At 57.2% G+C, this 19,653-nt stretch carries 20 protein-coding genes; 4 read left to right on the forward strand and 16 right to left on the reverse strand.

Annotation, left to right across the window (positions count from 1 at the left end):
* Positions 1–255 precede the first annotated feature (255 nt).
* From ML541_RS17820 to ML541_RS17825, 3 genes are read left to right on the forward strand one after another with little or no spacing between them, the layout of a single operon-like run.
* On the forward strand, positions 256–459 hold the full coding sequence (locus ML541_RS17820; RefSeq protein ID WP_243375069.1) for a DUF6496 domain-containing protein: 204 nt from the start codon (positions 256–258) through the stop codon (positions 457–459).
* Complete coding sequence (locus tag ML541_RS18935; RefSeq protein WP_279342570.1) at positions 452–577, forward strand: hypothetical protein; 126 nt, start codon at positions 452–454, stop codon at positions 575–577. Before ML541_RS17820 ends, ML541_RS18935 begins: the two co-directional genes overlap by 8 nt.
* 7 nt (positions 578–584) lie before the next feature.
* Positions 585–1,748 (forward strand): hypothetical protein, encoded by a 1,164-nt coding sequence (locus ML541_RS17825; protein ID WP_243375071.1) that lies wholly within the window; start codon positions 585–587, stop codon positions 1,746–1,748.
* Positions 1,749–1,830: 82 nt separating this feature from the next.
* On the opposite strand, the gene ML541_RS17830 is transcribed toward ML541_RS17825, so the two are convergent.
* The 16 genes from ML541_RS17830 to ML541_RS17905 all read right to left on the reverse strand — a co-directional run bounded on the left by ML541_RS17830 (position 1,831) and on the right by ML541_RS17905 (position 18,850).
* A complete protein-coding gene (locus ML541_RS17830) occupies positions 1,831–3,501 on the reverse strand; it encodes an ASKHA domain-containing protein (protein WP_243375072.1) in 1,671 nt (556 codons plus the stop codon).
* Between the two features lie 70 nt (positions 3,502–3,571).
* The gene (locus tag ML541_RS17835) at positions 3,572–4,597 is read right to left on the reverse strand and encodes a uroporphyrinogen decarboxylase family protein (RefSeq protein WP_243375075.1); all 1,026 of its coding nucleotides are present in this window, start codon (positions 4,595–4,597) and stop codon (positions 3,572–3,574) included.
* Positions 4,594–5,637: a uroporphyrinogen decarboxylase family protein gene (locus ML541_RS17840; RefSeq protein WP_243375169.1), complete on the reverse strand. Its 1,044-nt coding sequence runs from the start codon at positions 5,635–5,637 to the stop codon at positions 4,594–4,596. The genes ML541_RS17835 and ML541_RS17840 overlap by 4 nt, the downstream gene beginning before the upstream one ends.
* Complete coding sequence (locus ML541_RS17845; protein ID WP_243375078.1) at positions 5,637–6,302, reverse strand: corrinoid protein; 666 nt, start codon at positions 6,300–6,302, stop codon at positions 5,637–5,639. Before ML541_RS17845 ends, ML541_RS17840 begins: the two co-directional genes overlap by 1 nt.
* Before the next feature lie 260 nt (positions 6,303–6,562).
* Positions 6,563–7,906, reverse strand: a complete 1,344-nt coding sequence (locus tag ML541_RS17850) for a nitrogenase component 1 (RefSeq protein WP_243375080.1) — start codon at positions 7,904–7,906, stop codon at positions 6,563–6,565.
* Complete coding sequence (locus ML541_RS17855) at positions 7,899–9,428, reverse strand: nitrogenase component 1 (protein ID WP_243375083.1); 1,530 nt, start codon at positions 9,426–9,428, stop codon at positions 7,899–7,901. The genes ML541_RS17850 and ML541_RS17855 overlap by 8 nt, the downstream gene beginning before the upstream one ends.
* 4 nt (positions 9,429–9,432) lie before the next feature.
* Positions 9,433–10,800: a hypothetical protein gene (locus ML541_RS17860; RefSeq protein WP_243375091.1), complete on the reverse strand. Its 1,368-nt coding sequence runs from the start codon at positions 10,798–10,800 to the stop codon at positions 9,433–9,435.
* Positions 10,801–10,808: 8 nt separating this feature from the next.
* A complete protein-coding gene (locus tag ML541_RS17865) occupies positions 10,809–11,567 on the reverse strand; it encodes an ABC transporter permease subunit (protein WP_243375094.1) in 759 nt (252 codons plus the stop codon).
* A gap of 18 nt (positions 11,568–11,585) precedes the next feature.
* The gene (locus ML541_RS17870) at positions 11,586–12,626 is read right to left on the reverse strand and encodes an ABC transporter substrate-binding protein (RefSeq protein WP_243375096.1); all 1,041 of its coding nucleotides are present in this window, start codon (positions 12,624–12,626) and stop codon (positions 11,586–11,588) included.
* A gap of 40 nt (positions 12,627–12,666) precedes the next feature.
* A complete protein-coding gene (locus ML541_RS17875) occupies positions 12,667–13,569 on the reverse strand; it encodes an ABC transporter permease subunit (protein WP_243375099.1) in 903 nt (300 codons plus the stop codon).
* A gap of 11 nt (positions 13,570–13,580) precedes the next feature.
* On the reverse strand, positions 13,581–14,627 hold the full coding sequence (locus tag ML541_RS17880; RefSeq protein ID WP_243375102.1) for an ABC transporter substrate-binding protein: 1,047 nt from the start codon (positions 14,625–14,627) through the stop codon (positions 13,581–13,583).
* Between the two features lie 34 nt (positions 14,628–14,661).
* The gene (locus ML541_RS17885; RefSeq protein ID WP_243375105.1) at positions 14,662–15,690 is read right to left on the reverse strand and encodes an ABC transporter substrate-binding protein; all 1,029 of its coding nucleotides are present in this window, start codon (positions 15,688–15,690) and stop codon (positions 14,662–14,664) included.
* Positions 15,691–15,705: 15 nt separating this feature from the next.
* A complete protein-coding gene (locus ML541_RS17890; protein WP_243375108.1) occupies positions 15,706–16,491 on the reverse strand; it encodes a hypothetical protein in 786 nt (261 codons plus the stop codon).
* Positions 16,492–16,493: 2 nt separating this feature from the next.
* Complete coding sequence (locus tag ML541_RS17895) at positions 16,494–17,309, reverse strand: ABC transporter ATP-binding protein (RefSeq protein WP_243375111.1); 816 nt, start codon at positions 17,307–17,309, stop codon at positions 16,494–16,496.
* 189 nt (positions 17,310–17,498) lie between these two features.
* Entirely contained in the window at positions 17,499–18,428 is a 930-nt protein-coding gene (gene cysK, locus ML541_RS17900; protein WP_243375114.1) for a cysteine synthase A, read from the reverse strand.
* 68 nt (positions 18,429–18,496) lie between these two features.
* Positions 18,497–18,850 carry a NifB/NifX family molybdenum-iron cluster-binding protein gene (locus tag ML541_RS17905; protein ID WP_243375117.1) on the reverse strand — a complete coding sequence of 118 codons (354 nt, stop codon included), beginning with the start codon at positions 18,848–18,850 and terminating at the stop codon, positions 18,497–18,499.
* Positions 18,851–19,064: 214 nt separating this feature from the next.
* Between ML541_RS17905 and ML541_RS17910 the strand changes: the two genes are divergently transcribed.
* The gene (locus ML541_RS17910) at positions 19,065–19,601 is read left to right on the forward strand and encodes a hypothetical protein (RefSeq protein ID WP_243375119.1); all 537 of its coding nucleotides are present in this window, start codon (positions 19,065–19,067) and stop codon (positions 19,599–19,601) included.
* Positions 19,602–19,653 lie beyond the last annotated feature (52 nt).

The following is a 19,653-nucleotide window of genomic DNA, read 5'->3' on the forward strand; positions in this document are numbered from 1 at the left end:
GTAAAATGGCTGTAGGACATGGTGGGTTCCTTTCCGTAGTGAGTGTTGGTCGCGCTTCACACACTACCAGAAAACCATCATGTCCTGCTTTTTTATCACGTGGTGCACTTACGAATAGAATCTACCCTTCAAGGGGCATATTGGGTCCCTCTTTCGTTCTACAGGCAAATATAGCCGTCACGGCTCAAGTGCAGAGTATCTTTGTTATACTTGAATCGAGGCGGCAGCTTCCACGTTTGCATGAGGGAGGTCACCATGGCACGTTACGGCAAGAAAGCGCAGGAAACGGTTGAAGAGACCATGGATGAGTTCAAGAAGGGGCAATTGAAAAGCGGCAAATCGGAGAAAAAGGTCACCAATCCCAAGCAGGCAGTTGCCATCGGTCTGTCGAGGCCCGAAAAAAGGGGGCCAAGGTGCCCGAACCCCCAAAACACGCGTGAGGAATGTCGGAATGGATGATCGAGGACACCGGGTCATTCTCATTACCGGCGCTACCGATGGACTGGGGCTGAAAGTTGCCACCGATCTGGCAGCCAAGGGATACACCCTGCTCCACGGGTGGACAAAACCGGAATAGGGAATATATGCAAAGCTTCGAATCCACAGTTTCTGCAGCGGGCCTGATGCTCGATTTTGCCGGTGCTACTGGCCTTACCGGCAGCGGGACGCCACGGCGCTACCTCTGGACCGATGCCTTCGCCATCTGCAATTATCTCGATCTCTTCACCCGAAGCCAACAGCAGTCGTGGCTGGATCTGGCGCTGCAACTCGTTGACCAGGTTCATCATATCCTTGGTCGCCACCGTCCCGATAATGCCCGTACCGGCTGGATCAGCGGGCTGTCCGAGCCGGATGGGGAGCGGCATCCAACCGTCGGAGGGCTACGGATCGGCAAGGAGCTGCCGGAACGTTCCCCGGGCGAGCGATATGACGGCCAACTGGAATGGGAGCGGGACGGCCAGTATTACCATTACCTGACCAAGTGGATGCATGCCTTGAGCTGTGTCGCCAGGGCTACCGGCAATATCGAATATCTCCTTTGGGCCATCGAACTGGCCAAGGTGGCCCATGGCCGTTTTACTGCGATCCCTGAACGCGGCAACGGCCGGATGTACTGGAAAATGAACATCGACCTGACCCGCCCTGCGGTCACTTCCATGGGGCAGCACGATCCCCTTGACGGGCTGGTCACCTACAGCGAGCTCCAGGCATGTTCTGAGACAGCGGAGACAAAGGACAGGCTTCCAGCTCTGGACAGAGAAATCGAGGAGATGGCCAGGCTCTGCCGGTCCACGTCAGTGGCGACCGATGACCCGCTGGGGTTGGGAGGCCTGCTCTTTGACGCCGGTCGCATGATGCAGCTAACCATCCGCGGAAAGTTCCATGAAGATGGACTGCTGGAGCGGGTGCTGGATGCAATTCTCGAAGGACTCGTTTTTTTCGACAAGCAGGACCAGGTGCAGCTTCCTGCCGCATACCGACTGGCATTCCGGGAGCTGGGGTTGTCCATAGGCCTTCATGGCCTGGAACGGATGCGGGGATGGCTCGGATCATATCCGGAGCAGTTTAGCCCCCTCGTCACGAGGCGGTTGGAGCAGCTGGCCAGGTACTTACATCTGGGAAATAAGATAGAGCAGTTCTGGCTGGAACCGGCACACCGCAAACAACGGACCTGGAGTGAACACCGGGACATCAACCAGGTCATGCTGGCAACGTCCCTGGCCCCGGACGGCTTTCTCACCGCCTGATTTCCTTTCCTCAAGGCCAATCTCAATCGGAGTCGAAATTCCCGGGCTTTCGCTGCGATTCCCTGTGGGCAGAAGCACTTGATCAAAAAGAGAGTACTTCAACAAAGACGCGGTCGAAGTCAGCGCAGTTTGCCAGCTCTACAACTTTGACCTCCTGCACTAATCGCTGCACCTCAATTCGGCTGTTGTGGTTGAGCAAGAAAGCCTTTCCGCCACTTTTAGCTGTGTTGCCGACAAACTCAATTTTTCCTGTGGTTTCAGCAGGAAGAAGTCCGATCGTGACCAGACTTTCTGCGGTGAGATGAAAACCGAAAGACCCGGCGATGAGGACCTTATCTAGATCCACAGGATTCACACCCGTATGGCGCAATAGGAACTCCACCCCAGCCCTGATTGCCCCTTTCGCAAGCTGCACCTGACGAACATCCTTTTGGGAAAGATACACATTGTCAGTCAGCTTGAAAGCCGGCTTACCATCAATTTTTACAAGTCGCTCCGCCAGGAGAGGAAGCAAAACTGGATCTTCAGGTGAGACGAACTTTCCGTTCTTGTTGATTACCCCATGTCGAACCAGTTCGGCTACTATATCCATCAATCCGCTGCCGCAAATACCGGTAGCCGGAGAGTTGCCAATGGTCTTGAGGCAAATATCCCCCCCCTTGAGGATAGCGAAACGCTCGATCGCCCCCTGCCCTGCTCTCATGCCAAAGGTAATGTTCATTCCCTCAAAAGCAGGTCCGGCAGCGGTAGAAGTTGCCCGAACCTGGCCTTCATGGACGATCGCCATCTCACCATTGGTGCCTATGTCGATAAAAAGAACTGTCCCCTGTTCTTCATGAAGCCGTACCGCTTGCAGACCGGCTGTAATGTCAGCCCCAACATAGGCGGAGATGATCGGGGGCAGGTAAACAATCCCCTTGGGCGCAATGGTCAGCACCAGATCATTAGCTGACATCCAGCAGCCGCCAGTGAGTTCGGGGGTATAGGGGTATTGCCCGAGAGAACGGGGGTTGATGCCTGCAGCGAGGTGGAGCATACAAGTGTTGCCGCTGAAGACGACCTCGTAGATGCGATCCTGGTGGACCTCTGCCTCGCCTGCTACCTGCCCGATCAGGCGGTTGATTTCACCGATCACACCAGAGCGCATCTCCGATAATCCCTTTTCTTCGCAGGCAATCCGAATCCGGGAAAGTACATCCTGGGCATGGCGGCTCTGGGGATTGAGAGCCGAGGCATGTGCCAATTCCATTCCTGTGTTCAGATCGACTAGAGATACCACCAAGGTGGTGGTGCCGATATCCACCACTACTCCAAAGGTCTCCCCTTCCGTATCCCCCTCTTCCTCATAGGCGATTTCGCCGCCGTGAAAGACGGCTGTCACACCTTTGTCAGGCTGAAATTCCTTAGTTACGTGCGGCGCCAGGGCCACGGCCAGGGCATGACCGTGGCTGGTTATCTTAAGGTCCTCCTGGGCAACATCCGGGACAAGGACGGTAATGTCGCCGATTACTTCGGCTTCGCAGGAAAGCACCTGCCCCGCCAATTTCTGATCGTTGGAAAGATGATGCACCCCACGCCGTATAATATGGTGGAGGGAGTCCGGCTCCAAATGGACGGCGCATTTACCGCAAACGACGGCACCGTTGCAGGGGGATTCAATCAGCACACCGGCCAAGCGTGCCGCTTCCAGAACGGTGGTCCCTTTTTCGACGGCAATGGAGCGATTGGCGGGGAGGAAATGGACGTTTGGCATTAATTTATCTCCATCGAGAAAAGCAATAGGACCTATAGGTCCCATAGGACGCATAGGTCCTATAGAAAAACTAATGGCTATTTTTGACAATGCCGGTCATGGCCCGAATATTTGCCACCGGCGACGCCGTACTAAGACCGCAGGCAGGCGAAATAATGTCGATGCCGTCTTTTACCAGCCCTTCCGTATGGCGGGCGACCTTGTCCGGGTCTCCCAATTCAAGCAGGAAGGTGCTCACATTGCCCATGGTAGTTAGCTGGGGATACTCCTGCTTCAGCAGTTTTAGATTCACGAAGGCGTCGGTGCTGATAGCATCCGCATGAAGCTGGGGGATGGAAGGTTTGACCGCCTTCATCTCCCCGCAGATATGCACCAGTACCGGCACGCCGGTGGCATGGATGCCGTCGATGACCTTATTGAGATAGGTGACCGCGTAGTCGGAGAACATCTTCGGCCCGAGGATTTCGCCGGTGGCGGTGGGATCGCCGATACAGATGGCAGTGGCGCCGCTCTCCACCAATGTTTGGGCAAAGGCTATGAGAAATTCGCTGACGTAGTCGAGGACCCGGTGGGAAGCGTCCCGCTCTTTGCGCAGCTCTTTCAGAAACTGCATGGGGTCGACGATTGAAGCTGCAGTGCTGATGGGTCCGGTGACGCTGCCGATAATCGGCACCTCCGGATTCATTTTCGCCAGCCGTTCGGCGGCCCCAGCCAGGGTGTGTATCCGGCCTGCATTGAGCATGGCGGCAACGTCCCGATAGACCACCTCCTTCACCGACGGAAACGACTCCCGGGCGATCTTCGGTTCGCAGGCCAGGGTGCCGAAGTCGATGTCGCTCCCCAGCACCTCCGCCTCCACCGTCATGCAGAAGGGAATGCCCAGGTTTTCGAAACCGGTATCCCGATGGACATCGGTGGCGATTGCCGCCATCAGTTCGCTGTCGAAGTGCCCTTCCGGAAGAGTGTGGCCGCTTTCGTTCATCACATCCACAATGGCGGCGTTCATCATGCCGCCGGTGCAGATAACCGGCGGCCGGTCCACCTTTTTCTTCTTCACTGTATCCAGCAAGCGCTGTTTGGGACTGAGACTCATCATTGATCCTCAACTTTAAAATTACGCACCGTCTCCATCATCGCCTCTATATTCTCGAACGGCGCCTCCGTAGGCAGACTACAACCGGACGCGACGATGAAGCCTTTGGGGTTGTCATGGGCCTCGCGGAGGCAGGAAAGGGTTGCCCGGCGCACATCCTCCACCGCCCCCTGCAGCATCACCGCCGAAGGATGCACATTGCCCATCAGCCGCACCCGGTTTCCCACCGCCAGCTTTGCCTCGATCAGACTGGCATCGTTATCGATACTTATGCAATCGGCACCCGCCTCCACCATCGACTCCCAGATCTTGGCCGTTTTGCCACAGATGTGCAGGGTAACACTCTTCCCTTTGCCGTGGATGAAGTCGATGAGCCGTTTGAGATAGGGCAGGGAGAACTCCTTGAACTGCCGGGGGCTGATGACGGTGGATGACGACATGGCATCGGTAAGGCTTGGTGTCGCCCCGGCCTCGATAATCGCCGCGGCATAGCGGAAATTTGTGTCCAAGGATATTTCGCAGAGCCGATGCACAGTCTCAGGGTCCTTCAGCATCAGCCGGGCCAATGTTTCCGCCCCCACCAGGAAAGAGGCGTTGGTGAAAGGGCAGGTCAGCGCTCCGGTCACCGGCACCTCGTTACCCACCTGATCCACGGCAATGCGCATCGCCTCCAAGTGATGGGGCAGATTGCCGTCCCGGTACGGATCCGCGGGCTGCAGCCGCTGGACCTCAGCCGGATCGCTGATGGCCGGAGCTTCCAGGTACGCAGTCTCGTCTGCCGGATAATGCACCTTCGCACCCATGGCCTCGGCCTGGGTATAGAGGTCGGTGAAGATGCGGATCACGTCGTAGCCGAACTTGCGGTAGGCAGCCACCTGGGCCTGGGCGATGAGCGGACCGTTGCCGCGGAAATCCCCTACCTTGACGCCGATCACTCTGGCCGCGGTGTTGCCGACGATGGGAACGCAGGGGAGACGATCTATTGCTTCCCCTTTGCCGTAGGCGGCGAGACGTTCCAGTGGTTTCATGGCATCAGTGCCCATCACGCTGCTGCCACTTCCGGGGAAGTCAGCCTTCTAGCCAGACGCACGGCATCGGCGGCGTTGACCGCATAGCCGTCGGCGCCGATCCGGTCGGCAAAGCCCTGGGATATGGGGCCGCCGCCGACGATGACCTTGAACTTGTCACGTACCCCCTGATCGTTGAGCTGGCGCACCACCTCCCCCATGCCGTCCATTGTGGTGGTCATGAGCGTGGAAAGGGCAATGATGTCGGCATCAATTTCCTGGGCGGTCTGAACGAAGCTTGCCGGAGGAATATCGCGCCCCAGGTCGGTCACGTCGAAGCCCGAGGTTTCCAGCATGATCTTCACCAGGTTCTTGCCGATATCGTGGGTATCCCCCTGAATGACGCCGATCACAACCCGCCGCTTTTCCGCCACCGCATCCTGCCTGATGTGGGGCTTCAACACATCCATCCCCGCGTACATGGCATCGGAGCACATGAGCAGCTCGGGAATGAAGTATTCCTCCTCGTCGAAGAGCTGCCCTGCCCGCTCCATACCGGCCGAAAGCCCCTTCTCGATTGCCTCATAGGCATCAAGCCCTGCTGTCGCAACCGCTTCAGCCGTGGCCACCGCCTGATCCTCGTCCATATCCACCACGGCGTCGGCCAATTGCTTGTATAACGTTTCTTTGTCAGCAGACATTTCCATTCCTCCTCTTGTCTCCTCCATAGAGGAGCTCTTTTAGAGTTTTCCTATCTCGTGAATGTGCAGAAAAGGCTGCCGTGGCTTCGGGAGGGAGTGACCGAGCCACAGCGGCGAGCGGACACTCGCCCCATGGTGCTAGAAGCCTCGCCGCCTGTCGAATGCAAAACCGATTGCGACGAGAACAGGCCCCGCAAGGTCCGCAGCTGTGGCGACCAAACGACCGGATGAAGTCGCGGCAGCCTGGCCTCCACCACAATTCATCTATTCGCCACCACAGCGCTGAATAAATCCTCAGCCAGCCGTAAGCCCCCGCTGAAACCGGTATAGCCCCGGTCCAGCACCGCCCGGTTGGCAACGGGAAAGGAAACTGACAGGTGCGGCGCCCCCAGCTGCAGGGCCAGTTCCCGCTCCAATGAGCTTCCAACCACGAAGGCTGGGCTGAAGGCGTTGTAAAATTTCTCACCCCTGGAGCGCGGCCAGTGGCGGTTCAGGTGACCCAGCACTTCGCTTGCATCCGTCTCGAAAACCAGCTTGGTTTTGTAGCCGGAGGCAAGCTTCTCTACACGGCCGGCCAGGGCAACCTTTTCCTCCTCCTTCACCTGGTCCGTGCAGACGGTCAATTCGGGCAGCCAGCCCAGGTCATCGGCCAGGAAGCGGCTCAGGGCCACGGCATAGTTGCCGTCACCGACTACCACCGCGTAGCGCTGCAGGTCGATATCGTTATAGCAGTCCGTAAGAGGCTCCAGGATTTTGTAATAGCGGCTTTTCTCCCGGTCGATCACCCCCTGTACCATACTTTCGTCAAGTGCCAGCTTTGCTGCCACCAAGCGGAGGAACTCCTCCGAGGCACTGGGGCCCACGGGGAGCGGCAAGGTGAGATAGGGCGTGCCGTGGCGTTCTTGAAACTGCCGGGCCGCCTCCTGACCGTAGATGTCGGAGACGACTATATTCAACTCCGCCTCGCCCGCCCGGCGAATGGCCTCCAGGCTGTCATCGGCGGTAAAGAACGAATTTACCTCAAGCCCCAAAAGTTCCAGCAACCGGCGGATTCCTTCCAGGTTGCCACGCCAGAACGGGTCCATGTAAGGAACGATCCCCCAGAGGTTGACCTTTCCCTTCACCTTGGGGAGCCCCCGCTCCAGAAAATCCTTGACCAGGGCCTGCAGCACCAGGTCGTATCCCCAGTAGGAGTTGCCGCGGAAGCCGCCGGTGATGGCGCCGATGATCGGCGCTCCCTCATCGCGAAACTCGTTGACTACGGCAAAGATATCGTCGCCGATCATTTCAGGGACGCAGCCTGTCAGGACCACATACAGCTCTCCGTCCATGACCTTGAGGGTGCTGGCGATCTGTTCCCGCAGGCGCTCCTCGCCGCCGAAGACCACCTCGTTCTCCTGCATGTTGGAACTGGGAACGGTCAGGGAACCGCAATAGCCTCCCACCTGGAGACCGCTGCCGCCGTTCTGGGTCCAGGCAAAATTGCCGGCGCAGCCGGATGCCGAATGAAGGATGGGGATCGCTCCCGGCAGGGCGGTGACGGTACCCACCGCTCCCCCCAGGGAACACATGAAACGCGCCCGTTCGACAAAATGTTCACTCATTGACAGACCTCCCGCGGGTATTCAGATAGGAAAAGGGCTCGGCCCTATACCAGTTTTCCGTGTAGGGGAGCCGAATGTTCTCGCCCAGGTTGCGGTTGTAGACGGGATTCTTCAGCTGGCGATGCAGCCGTCGCGCCACCTCGTACACGCCTCGGTAGCCGATGTAGGACAGCCCGGTGTTGTAGATGACATGGGTGGGAATGCCAAGCTTCGCGGCGGTCATGTTGCCGTTGGCGTGGCCCAGAAACAGATCCGGCTTGAGCCGTTTGAGCAGGTTGGCCTCCTCGAAGGGCTGAACGTTGGCAATGTCCACCACGTAATCGCTCTTGGCCTCGCCGGCCAGCTTCTCGTACTCCACGTTGGCAAAATCGTCATGGTGGAAGGAACGGATGCCCACCACCTCCAGCCCTATCTCCTGCAACAGGCGAGAGGTGGCCAGAGCGCGGAACTCACCGGCGCTGACGAACACCCTCTTTCCTTCGAACAGGGGTCGAAATTCCTTTAGTGCTTCCTTGAGCTCCGCCTCCTCGGCGGCGATCAGCGGCTCCACCTGCCCTTCCAGCCCCAGCGCCGCGGCCACATCCCTGAGCCACAGGCTGGTGTTCTCGATGCCGATGGGCATGTGCCTGATGATGGAGGGGACGTTGAACCGCTCCTGTAGATAGCCGAGGAAGTAGTCGTCATGGGTTGGGCAGGTGCTGATGGAGAGGGCCGCCCGGGTTGCTTTGACGAAAGAGTCGGGATGGGCGAAGACAGGAAAGACATTAACCTCCAGCCCCAGTGAATTCAGAAGCCGCTCCAGTTCCTGCTCGTCCACCCGCCCCATGGAGGAGACGTTCATCAGGTTGACCGTCTTCGCCAGGCGCTGCTGTTCCAGGAAGACAGCCAGTTCGTCCTCCGGAGCCGGATTGCTGATACCCCGTTCCTCCAGGAGATTGCGGCCGATGGTGTGATAAACCGCATCGTAGGCGGTGGCCCAGATTTTGGTCTTGAACCCCTCACAGTGAACGGGCAAGAGCCTGGCGTTGACCTGGGGCTGTAACTTCTGCGCCACCCCATCGATGTCGTCGCCGATGATGCCCGGCACACAACCGGCAACAATGGCGATGGTCGCCGGACGGTAACGACGATCCACCTCAATGATGGCTTTTTCCAATTTCGGCTCGCCGCCGCTGATGACATCGGTCTCATCCAACGCTGTGGAAAGCCAGATTCCATCCTTGGTTTTCCCCTGGCGGACGTTGCTCCCCACCCGCACGTTTGCATTCTGGGAATGGGTACAGGAACCGCAGCCAAGAGCGCTGTGCAGCAGCACCACGTTATCGGGCAGGGTGTTGAGCATGGCCAGAGCAGGCAGCAGCAGACAGATGGAGCCCTGGGTAAAGCCCCGGTCGCCGTCGTCGATCAAGCAGCTCTTGCCTTTGGCCTTTCCGGCCAGGCCGCAGATGGTGTCGTTGTGGGCAATGACCGCCTTCAGCCGGTCTTCGCGCTTGGGAGGGACTTTGTTGTCGAAGTAAGTCATCTGTTCATCCTTTCACGTCCAGTGTCTTTCTTATTTTTGCCGGAATCTGCTTCCAGCAAGGTATCCAGGTGGAGCAGTGGCCGCAGGAGCCGTAATTCCAGTCTTTGAGATGTTCCTTGTTGCCGTGGGTCTCACAGCGTCCGGGCAGTTTGCCGGCATCGGTAATGGCCCCGGTCGGGCAGCGGTCGATGCAGGCCCGGCAGCTGCCGTCGAAGGCGTAGAGGCAGTAGCCATAAACCTCGGAATAACGGCGTTCCGTCGGTTGCAGGTTGAGGGTCGTTATAACGCTGCAGAGCCGGCCGAATGCCCCCTTCTCGCTGATGAAGTTCTGGTGCAGGCCGAAGGTTCCAAGTCCGGCCGCCAGGGCGGCGTGCCGCTCAGACCAGAAGGGAAGCCAGCCGTCCGAGTCGTAGCGGGGATCGATGTTGGGAGCCACGGCCTGTGCCCCATTGCGCTCGGCAAAACGGATCAAGGCCCGTCGCACCACGTTGAGGAACTTGGAGCCGTTCCACTTGCCGGAAGAAAACTCCACGGCTGAGTAGCGCTGTTCCCGGCTGTAGTTCCTGGAGATGTGCTCGGTGAATGGCAAAAAGACGCTGATCACCGAACGGGCGCCAGGAAGCCACTCTTCAGGCAGCCGATGGCATGGCCCCACCACCTCCGGATCCTGGAATCGTGCGAAGAGCGGATCATGGGCGGAAGCAACCGCAACCAGCGGCTCGTCCCAAATGGGTGGGTTATCCCCTTCGGGAAGGGCATTGCGGAAATCGCCCTTAACCAACTCGGTGACAAAATTGACGATCTCAGCGGTTGCCACATCAGGCTGAGACACGATGGTAACCGGATTTTCCGGCAGCGGATCGGGAATAAAGAACCGTGGATTTACCCCTTCCGGCAGCTGTCGGTTCCTGGTAAGCGCCTCGGGGTTGGGATTGGCCGATCCCTTCACCACCGGCGGTTTGTCGAAGGGTTTCCTGAAGCCGGGGGGCGAACCCTTGGTGAAGTCGTAGGCAACCCAGATGTAGAGTTGCTCGTAGAGCCCATCAAGCAGGTTCGCTGCTAGTTCTGCCGGCGTCTGTCCCTCTTTGAGCCGGGTCGTCCCCTCTTCAGGAAAGAGCTCCCCCTCGATGAAGTAGTAGATCTCCTGGCGAATAGGAGCCGCCGCGTTGCGCAGGGCCGCAGTGCGGTCAGATTGCCGCACCGCCAGCACCTTGCGCCGGTCCGGCCTGTATCCCCAATGGTTTGCCTGCAGGATGTAGTCGGTCAGGCATTCCAGCACCGACTGCCGGTTGAGGATATTGGGATAGGGCTCCCCCCACTTGGGGATTTCATTGATGAACAGTGAATTGTGGTCGCCTTGTTGTGGCAGCATGGCCTTACCTACCTTTTCCCGGTCCAGTGGAGCACCCGCCGCTGGAGCAGATCGAACAACTCCATGATTAGAATGATGACCAGCGACATGAAGAGCATGCCGGCCAATACCTTTGGGTAGTCGGAAAAATCGGCGTGGTACTGGATAAAGTGCCCCATCCCCGACTTGGCGCCGAACATCTCCGCCACCGTCAGGAGGATAAAGCTGAAGACCAGTGCCATGCCGGCCCCGCTGAAGATCATGGGCATCGCCCCTGGCAGGATCACCTTGCCGTAGAGACGAAAGCCCCTGAGTCCCAGGGTGCTGGCATTATCCAGGTAGCGCTGTTCCAGCAGCACTACACCATGGATGGTCCCCATCAGGATCGGCCAGAAGGCGCCGGCAAAGATGATGAACGCCGACGACAGCCAGAAGGTGGGGAGAATGGCTATGGCATAGGGAATGAGCATCGTCGGCGGGATTGGGCTGATGCCGCGGAAAATGGGCATCAACACCCCCCGCAGGAAGCGGGATGAACCGACCAGAACCCCGCCGCCAATCCCGAGCACCAGAGCCAGCAGGTAGCTGGGCAACAGGAGCCCCATTGAGTTAACGAAGCCCTGCAGCAGTTTCGGTATGGAACGCTTCAACTCGGGGAGAATCTTGGCCAGCCCGGGAAACAGCACCGGTTCGAGCCAGCCGGTCAGATCGGTGGCAATCTCGAAGAGCACCATTAACAGTATCAGCAGGACCAGTGACCAACCGTATTTCTTTACCAGTAGCAGCATCGGTCGCTCCAAAGACGGTTAAAGATTCTGCTTGGCGAAGCGCTTCTTCGCCTCCTTGAAGTACTTGTCCTTCGGGTTGCGGCGCAAAAGCTCGTTCAGGGCGTCCCGGTACAAGTCCGTATTGATGAAGCGATTGAGATCCACATCGGTCTGCAGGTAATCGATGGCCTTCATGTCATCCCACATCTGTTTCACCCCTTTTTTGTTGGGGTCCACATCCACATGCTGGTGGGGCTCCAGGGTGAACTCCCTGGCCATCTTCTCATCCATATCCAGGAACTTCTTGTTCACATCCACCGCCAGCCGGGGATTGGCAGCCTTCAGCTTCTCGGCCTGGAGCACCCCCCGCAGGAAAGCACGGTAGGCTTCCGGGTGTTCCTTTACCGCCTTACCCTTGGCAACGATTCGGCAGCAGGGATGCTTGGGAAAATAGTCATTGCTCCAGCCAACGACAGCCACCCCCGATTCTTTGGCCTTTACCAGCACCGAGGATGCGCCGATCCCTGCATCCACCTTGCCCGCCTTGACCGCTTCCAGAACGGCGGAGGGGTTCTTCAATTCGATGATCTTCACATCTTTATTTGGATCGAGACCGGCACGCTTCAGGGCTCCCCGCCAGACGATGTCGGCGGTATAGATACGGGGCGTGGCCACGGTTTTGCCTTTGAAGTCCTTGATGTTCCTGAATTTTCCCGCCTTGGAAGGGAGCGCCAGCACCGGGTGGCCGCCGGAAAGGTGGCCACCGATGATAGTGAAATCTGACCCTTTGGAGATAAAGGTCAAGGGACCGGCTGTGCCGAAGGAGATACCGATGTCGATCTTGCCGCTGTTCAGGGCGTTGAGGCCGTCGGAAGAACTGGCAAACTGCACTAGTTCAACCTCGACACCCTCTTTTTCAAAGAGTTTCTGATCTTTAGCGATGAAGGTCAGGACGCTGCCGCCGCCGGGGGCATAACCCACCTTGAGGGTCGGTTTGGCGGCCGCTGCTGCCGAGCCGGCAAATGAAACGGCGATCAGCAAAGCCAGAGCGCCCTGAGTGATTTTTTTGAAAAGAGCCATTGGGAACCTCCGTGTCTTGGTCAGTATATTTGTAGTAAAATCAGTTACGCCAGCGAAGCAGACGCCGCTCGATCCGCTCAGTGCCCCAGGTAATAGTCGTCACGACGATGCTGATGAAGATGATGCCGACGATGACCCGCTGGTAATCGGCGAAATCGGCAAAGTTCTTCACATACCAGCCGATGCCGGAATTGGCGCCGATAAGTTCGGCAGCGGCCAGAAGCACCAGGGAGAAAACCAGCGCCAGGGTCGCCCCCGTGCAGATGGAGGGCATGGCGCCCGGCAGTATCACCCGATAGAGCAATGTCCCCTCCCGCAGGTTCAGCACCCGGGCAGAATCGACGAGCCCTTTAGGAATGTTGAACACCCCATGCACCGTGTTGATGAAGATGGGCCAGAAGGCGCCGATGAAGATGACGAAAATGGAGGCGGCGCGAAAACTGGGCAAAAGCGCAATGGCATACGGGATGTAGACGATGGGAGGGATCGGCCCCAGCACCTTGGTGATGGGGTTCACCGCCTTGAACAGCCGCACCCGCCAGCCGACCAGCAGTCCCAGGGGAATGCCCGTGACCAGGGCGAGCAGGTAGCCCCCTACCAGCAGAATAAGCGAATTTACCAGCCCCTTGAGCATGTCGGGCAACTCGGCGACGAACAGCTTCAGCACATCCTCCGGCTTGGGAAAGAGCATCTTGTCGAGGATTGCAAAGGGGCCGGTTGTCAGGTACCAGATAAGGAAGAAAACATAGAGAATGGCCGCCACATCACCGCTGCTGGTTTTCGTCGATGCATCTCCGGCAAGAACGTAGCGCAGCAGGTAGACAAGATGAATTGCCAACGCCAGCACCATGAGATGAATGGGCAATCCCGCTCCTGCTGTCGTCGCAAGGATCACCAGCAGGAGCGCAAAAAGGATGTTCGGTAGAATCTGGATCTTTGCCATGATGATCTATCCTAGTGGTTGAGGTGCAGCGCCGGCTCGCCGCTCTTGAATTCCTTGTTCAGCTTCTTCCACAGCTTTTCCTTGGGCTCCCGCTTCTCAAGGGCAGCCAAGGCGCTCGCATACAGCCTGGTATTGATCCTGTTTTCTATGGAGTCGTTGCTGGTGATGTAGTCTGCCCGCTTCATGAAATCCCAGAACTGGAGCACCGACTTCCGGTGCGGGTCGGGACTTACCAGCAGGTGCCCCCCATAGATGTCCTTGAGGAGATCGGTCTTGTCGATCGGGACGTATTTGGCAACCACATTCACCGTGCCGTTTCTGTCAGTCAGGTAATAATTGTAAGCCTTGAGCAGTGCGACGAGAAAGTGTTCAAAGTCGGCCTGGCGCGCCTTTAGGGTCGAGGTCAGGGCAACCTGCCGGCAGCAGGTATGACCTTTGATCACCTCACCGGAGTACTTCACCACCTTTAGCCCCTGCTTTTCGGCAAGGGTGAAATAAGGGATCCACACGAGACCAGCATCCAGGGTGCCCTTCTTCACCCCCTCCATGACCGCCGCTGGTGAATCGAATTCCTTGATGGTCAGGTCCTTTTTCCAATCCAGTCCCGCTTCATGGAGCGCCGCACGGAAGACCACGTCCCCCGTGGCCAGGCGTACCGCGCCGATGGTGGCCCCCTTGAAGTTCTTCAACTCCTTGAACCGGGTTGCTTTTTCCGGTTTGGCGATGAGACCGTGCCCCTCCCCCATCTGCCCACCGAAGATGGTGAAATCGGCCCCCTTGGCGATAAAGGAAAGGGGTGCGGAAGTCCCGAAGGAACCGGCATCCAGCTTGCCGGTCTTGATGGCGGTCAGCCCCTCGCCGGAATTGGTGAACCGTGCCAGTTCCACATCAAGCCCTTCCTGCCGGAAAAATCCTTTTTCCTTGGCAACGAAGTAGAGCAGGTGTCCAGAGGTGGGCAGGTAGCCCACTTTGAGTTTCTTAAGGTCGGCTGCATGGGATAAGCCGGCCCCAATGGCAACCAGGGTGATGGCAAGAACTAGGATTATAATCCGTTTCATGTAAGTCCTTCTTTCTGCTGTCTCTCAGCTTGATTTAGTTGTTTTTCTTATAGAAACTGAGCATTGCTTGATAAGTTTTATCCTTGGGGTTCTTTTTGATAACTCTGTCCAGCGCCTGCTTGTAAATTGCCGTGTTGATGTGCTTGTCGATGGGATACTCAGTAGCGATATAGCCAGCGTCCCGAATGTGCTGCCAGAAGTCCAGAATGCCCTTGCGCAGCGGGTCGGGATTGGAGTCGGCCACCCTTTTCACGTAGGTCTCGTTGCGGATGATATCCTCATCGATTTTCAGCGCCTTGGTATAGATCTTCACCGTTTCGTCCGGGTTGGTCTTGTAGAATTTATAGGCCCGGATCAGGGCGGCGAGGAACTTTTTGTAGGTCTCCGGATCGGCGTTGACCTGCCTGGTGTGGGCGACAATGCGGCAGCAGGTGTAATCCGGGTAGAATTCCTCGATGTAGTGGGCCACTTTCAGGCCGTGGTTCTTTTCTGCCAGGGAAAAGTGGGGAGGATAGACGAGGCCTGCATCCACGGCTCCTTTTTTCACCGCTTCGACCACGGCGGCAACGGTGCCGAACTCGACGAAATTCAGATCCTTCTTGTAGTCGATCCCCGCCTTCTTCAGGGCCCCCTTGAAGATCACGTCACCGGTGGAAAGCTTCACCAGGCCGATCTTCTTTCCCTTGTAGACCTTCAGGTTCTTGCCGTTCAGCTCTGCCAGCCGCTCCGGCCGGGTAATAATGGCCTGCCCCCCGATCATCATGCCGCCGATGAAGGTGAATTCGCTCCCCTTGCTGGTAAACAGGAGTGGTGCGGTGGTGCCGAAGGTGCCCACATCCAGTTTCTCCGCCTTGAGAGCCGCCAGCCCTTCGGCGGCGCTGCCAAACTGGTACAGGTCCACATCGACCCCTTCTTCTTTGAAGTACCCTTTCTCTTTGGCAACAAAATACAGACCATGGGCCGGCTCCGGCACGTAGCCGACTCGCAGTTTCGGCAATCCGGCGCCGAAAGCGCTTCCTGCCAATGTGGTTAGAAACAGGATGCTGACAACCAACTTTTTCATGATTTCCCCCTTCTTTTATTGCTGTTTCTTGCGCTTTGTCGGACAGCAGTCCGGCACACAAACCGCCCTGCTGTTCAGTTTCAGTAACACCGGATCTTTCCGCCCGTCTGCATCCAGCAGGTCATCCAGTGCGTCACAGTAGATTTCTTCGTTAACATGGCTGGAGAGAAAATCCCGCTTCATCCCTTCCTTTTGCAGCCCCAGGGCTGTCCACAGCCGTTTCAGCCTCCAAAAATCCGGGTCCGGGTCCAGGTGAGGATGCCGCTGATCGGCATCCGGCACCAGTTCAACTATCTGCCGCCAGGCCTTGAGCGGGTCCTTTTTCAGACACTGGTAAGCCTGAATCAAAGCCGTCACCAGGCGGACCTGGATCTCCTTGTCCAGCGCTCCGGGGCCGGTAGCCGCAACAATGACAATACCGCTGTTGGGTTCCCCTCCGTCTTCCTCATCCAATTCGCCAACCATGTCATCGTGTTCGAGCCGACCTCCCCCGGCGATGATATTGAGCCCGCCACCTGCGCCGATCCGGCCGAGGGTCTGCTCCACCGGAACAGCACCGAAAGCTAGGTGTCCCGTTTCCAACGCTGCCAGCACCTGGGCACCATCACCAAAGGGAACCAGGGCAGCTTCCAGGCCATTGGACTTGTAAAGCCCCGCTACTTCGGCAAGAACCACCAGAGAAGCCCCCGGGTGATCCAAATAACCGATGCGGACCGGTCGGCTGGTTTTCGCCTGCCCGTTAAGGGGAGCGATCGTCAGCACAAACAACGCGATCAGCATTGCGGCGGAATACCTCTTCATCCTCAGATCCCCTCTCCTGCTGTTCTGATCGTCCTTCCTTCATCAAGCTCGTCCAGCACATCGGCGTGCAGCTCGGCAATGAGACGATCCCGCAGGGTGAGAAAGGAGGAGTCGCTGTAAAGCGACTGCCGCTGGCGCGGCCGTGGGATGTCCACTGGGAAGATGCCGCGCACCGAGCCCGGATTCAGTCCCATCACCACTACTCGGCTGGCAAGCAGGATTGCCTCTTCCACATCGTGGGTAACAAAGAACACCGTCTTCCGCTCTGCCGCATTCTGCTGCCACAGTTGCAGGAGCAGATCCTGCAGGCGGGCGCGGGTGATGGCATCCAGTGCGCCGAAGGGCTCATCCATGAGCAGGACCGGGGAATTAATGGCAAAAGCCCGGGCGATAGCCGCCCGCTGCCGCATCCCCCCCGACAATGCGCCGGGGAGCTTGTGAAAAACCCCGTTAAGGCCCACCATTTCCAGGTAGCTCTGGGCCGTTTCACGAAGCTTCGCCTTGGGACGGTCGGGGAAAGCCTGTTCCAGGGCCAGGACAACATTCTGACCGGCTGTCATCCAGGGGAAAAGGCTGTAGTCCTGAAACACTACCCCCCGATCCAGTCCCGGGCCGCTGATTGGCTTGCCGTCAAGGGTTATGGTCCCGCTGCTTGGTGCAGCAAGGCCCGCAAGCAGGCGAAGGAGGGTGCTCTTGCCGCAACCGGAGGGTCCCAGCAGACAGACAAACTCCCCGGCCGCCGCAGTAAAGTTGATATCCTCAAGAACTGCTTGTTGTGAATAGGCATAGGAAATATTGGTCAGGGCGATTTCGTGCATGTGTATGTCCTTTGCTGCCGTGGCTTTTGCATGCTTCAGGCAAAAAAAAGAGGTCAAGGATACGGCGTCAACAAACGCCTTTACCTTGACCTCCAGTTTTCTGGTCAGTCAAATGTGAGTATTAAACTGCTATGAAACGTGCGTTACAGGAGAGTAATCGTGAGCATCGACCAACGACAATTGCTTCCATCATACTTCTTGAAACAGGGCCGTAGAGAGGTACCGCTCACCAGTGTCAGGAAGGATGACGACAATGCGTTTCCCCTTGTTCTCCGGCCGCTTGGCTACCTGAATCGCGGCAAAGGCAGCGGCACCGCCGGAAATGCCGATGAGCACCCCCTCTTCCTTCGCTACGCGGCGGGCCGTTTCAAAGGCCTCTTCATTCCTGACCTTGAATATCTCGTCGATTATGCCCGTATTGAGAACCCCTGGAACAAAGCCGGCACCAATCCCCTGTATCTTGTGAGGACCAGGCACACCTCCGGAAAGTACCGGCGAATCAAAAGGCTCAACCGCCACGACTTTGAACTCAGGGTTGCGCCCCTTGAGGATCTCCCCGATTCCGGTGATGGTCCCGCCGGTGCCGACCCCCCCGACAAGAATATCCACCTTGCCGTCCGTATCGGCCCAGATTTCCTCGGCGGTTGTTGCTCGATGAATGGCTGGATTCGCTTCATTCTTGAATTGCTGCGGCACAAAGGAATTGGGTGTGGCCGCAGCCAGTTCTTCGGCCTTCTCGATGGCCCCTTTCATCCCCTTGGCGCCAGGCGTCAACACCAGCTCCGCCCCATAGGCTTTCAACAGGTTGCGCCGCTCGATGCTCATGGTGTCGGGCATGGTCAGAATCAACCGGTAGCCCTTGGCCGCTGCCACAAAGGCAAGGGCTATCCCGGTATTGCCGCTGGTCGGCTCGATGATCACGGTATTCTTGGTGATCAATCCTTTCTCCTCGGCATCCTTGATCATGGAAAAGCCGATGCGATCCTTGACACTTCCTCCGGGGTTGAAGGACTCCAGTTTGGCAACAACTTCTGCAACCGCACCTTCAGCGACGCGATTGAGGCGCAGAAGAGGTGTAGTGCCAATGAGTTCAGTCAGATTGTTAGCAATGCGTGCCATAGAAAATCTCCTTTAACAATTATTCGGTTCATCCACTGTCGGGAAATGATGATCAGACGTCCGGGTGGCTAGTTCAGTTTATAGCGGACGCGGAACAGCTTTGACTGGAGCACCGTAGCCAACGCCTCCTCAATGGAGCCATCAAGGGAGAACGGCAGCATGTTGCTGCCGAGCAGAACATCGATGGCAGTGGGACCGATCTGATTAACGATCACACCCTGGCAGTCATTGAGCAGCGAGACCGTACTGTCGAGGAAGTCACCGCTGTGGCAGTGTCCGTTGCATGCCGGCAGGGTCTGCCGTTCTTCGACCTGTCGCCACTGTTCATCGATCAGTTCGTAAATGACAAAAGCCTTGGTTCGGCCGAAATGTTCATTCACCGCCAGTCCATCACTGGTAGCAACTGCCACTCTTATCTGCATGGTCCCTCAAATAAAAAAGGCCAGGGCCGTCACGGACAACCTAACGAACCTTGGCCTCCAGTTTTCTGGTCAGCAACAGGTAAAACCATCTTAGCTTCCTCTACAAATCAAGTCAAGAATATTTTCTAGTAAGTCGATTTATTTTGTAGAGTTTATTTCTCCTTCACCTTGGTGAGGAACAGTGATAATCTTCAAAAAGAAAGGAGCCGTCCACATGGCCTTATTTCGCAATGTTATCCTTGCCATCTGTTTCCTTGCCATGAACGAACCTTGTTTCGCCATGGATACCGGCCAATACCAGGAGGTTCAGAAGCTGATGCAGGCTCCCTCGGGTATCCTTGCCAAAAAAGCCTCTGAAATCCTCAGACAGAAATATGAGATTGCCGATTTTGCCCTGCATAACGGTGCAGATGACGGCGCTCTGCCATTCAAAGCACTCCCCGATTTCGTTACGAGCAATCCGACCAGTTACACCGCTTACCGAATTGCGGTTCTTCGACCAGAGCTTCTTTCCCGGCAGCAATGTTACTGTGACCGGAAAGATCACCCCACCCTGCTGCAGTGTTTTCTTATCAGCGACAAGCCCTTGATCTACAACGACCATGCCGCTACTGCGCCTGTCTGCATCCGTGAATCACTTCTTGTCTTTCTCTGGTCAGAATCGGGCATCTCACCGGGTGAGATTACAGGGTACCTGCGTTTTCTGTTCGATCCTGAAATAAACCAGCCACCGCAAACCTCCCTTAATTAAGCAACTACATCTATTCCTGAAACAAAATCAGGCAGGGACCGAAGCCCCTGCC

Source organism: Geotalea sp. SG265 (assembly GCF_022808985.1).
GTDB lineage: Bacteria > Desulfobacterota > Desulfuromonadia > Geobacterales > Geobacteraceae > Geotalea.

Coding starts and splice junctions, on each gene's coding strand:
- ML541_RS17820 (WP_243375069.1), top strand. CDS start 256: ATGGCACGTTACGGCAAGAAAGCGCAGGAAACGGTTGAAGAGACCATG.
- ML541_RS18935 (WP_279342570.1), top strand. CDS start 452: ATGGATGATCGAGGACACCGGGTCATTCTCATTACCGGCGCTACCGAT.
- ML541_RS17825 (WP_243375071.1), top strand. CDS start 585: ATGCAAAGCTTCGAATCCACAGTTTCTGCAGCGGGCCTGATGCTCGAT.
- ML541_RS17830 (WP_243375072.1), bottom strand. CDS start 3,501: ATGCCAAACGTCCATTTCCTCCCCGCCAATCGCTCCATTGCCGTCGAA.
- ML541_RS17835 (WP_243375075.1), bottom strand. CDS start 4,597: ATGATGAGTCTCAGTCCCAAACAGCGCTTGCTGGATACAGTGAAGAAG.
- ML541_RS17840 (WP_243375169.1), bottom strand. CDS start 5,637: ATGGGCACTGATGCCATGAAACCACTGGAACGTCTCGCCGCCTACGGC.
- ML541_RS17845 (WP_243375078.1), bottom strand. CDS start 6,302: ATGTCTGCTGACAAAGAAACGTTATACAAGCAATTGGCCGACGCCGTG.
- ML541_RS17850 (WP_243375080.1), bottom strand. CDS start 7,906: ATGAGTGAACATTTTGTCGAACGGGCGCGTTTCATGTGTTCCCTGGGG.
- ML541_RS17855 (WP_243375083.1), bottom strand. CDS start 9,428: ATGACTTACTTCGACAACAAAGTCCCTCCCAAGCGCGAAGACCGGCTG.
- ML541_RS17860 (WP_243375091.1), bottom strand. CDS start 10,800: ATGCTGCCACAACAAGGCGACCACAATTCACTGTTCATCAATGAAATC.
- ML541_RS17865 (WP_243375094.1), bottom strand. CDS start 11,567: ATGCTGCTACTGGTAAAGAAATACGGTTGGTCACTGGTCCTGCTGATA.
- ML541_RS17870 (WP_243375096.1), bottom strand. CDS start 12,626: ATGGCTCTTTTCAAAAAAATCACTCAGGGCGCTCTGGCTTTGCTGATC.
- ML541_RS17875 (WP_243375099.1), bottom strand. CDS start 13,569: ATGGCAAAGATCCAGATTCTACCGAACATCCTTTTTGCGCTCCTGCTG.
- ML541_RS17880 (WP_243375102.1), bottom strand. CDS start 14,627: ATGAAACGGATTATAATCCTAGTTCTTGCCATCACCCTGGTTGCCATT.
- ML541_RS17885 (WP_243375105.1), bottom strand. CDS start 15,690: ATGAAAAAGTTGGTTGTCAGCATCCTGTTTCTAACCACATTGGCAGGA.
- ML541_RS17890 (WP_243375108.1), bottom strand. CDS start 16,491: ATGAAGAGGTATTCCGCCGCAATGCTGATCGCGTTGTTTGTGCTGACG.
- ML541_RS17895 (WP_243375111.1), bottom strand. CDS start 17,309: ATGCACGAAATCGCCCTGACCAATATTTCCTATGCCTATTCACAACAA.
- cysK (WP_243375114.1), bottom strand. CDS start 18,428: ATGGCACGCATTGCTAACAATCTGACTGAACTCATTGGCACTACACCT.
- ML541_RS17905 (WP_243375117.1), bottom strand. CDS start 18,850: ATGCAGATAAGAGTGGCAGTTGCTACCAGTGATGGACTGGCGGTGAAT.
- ML541_RS17910 (WP_243375119.1), top strand. CDS start 19,065: ATGGCCTTATTTCGCAATGTTATCCTTGCCATCTGTTTCCTTGCCATG.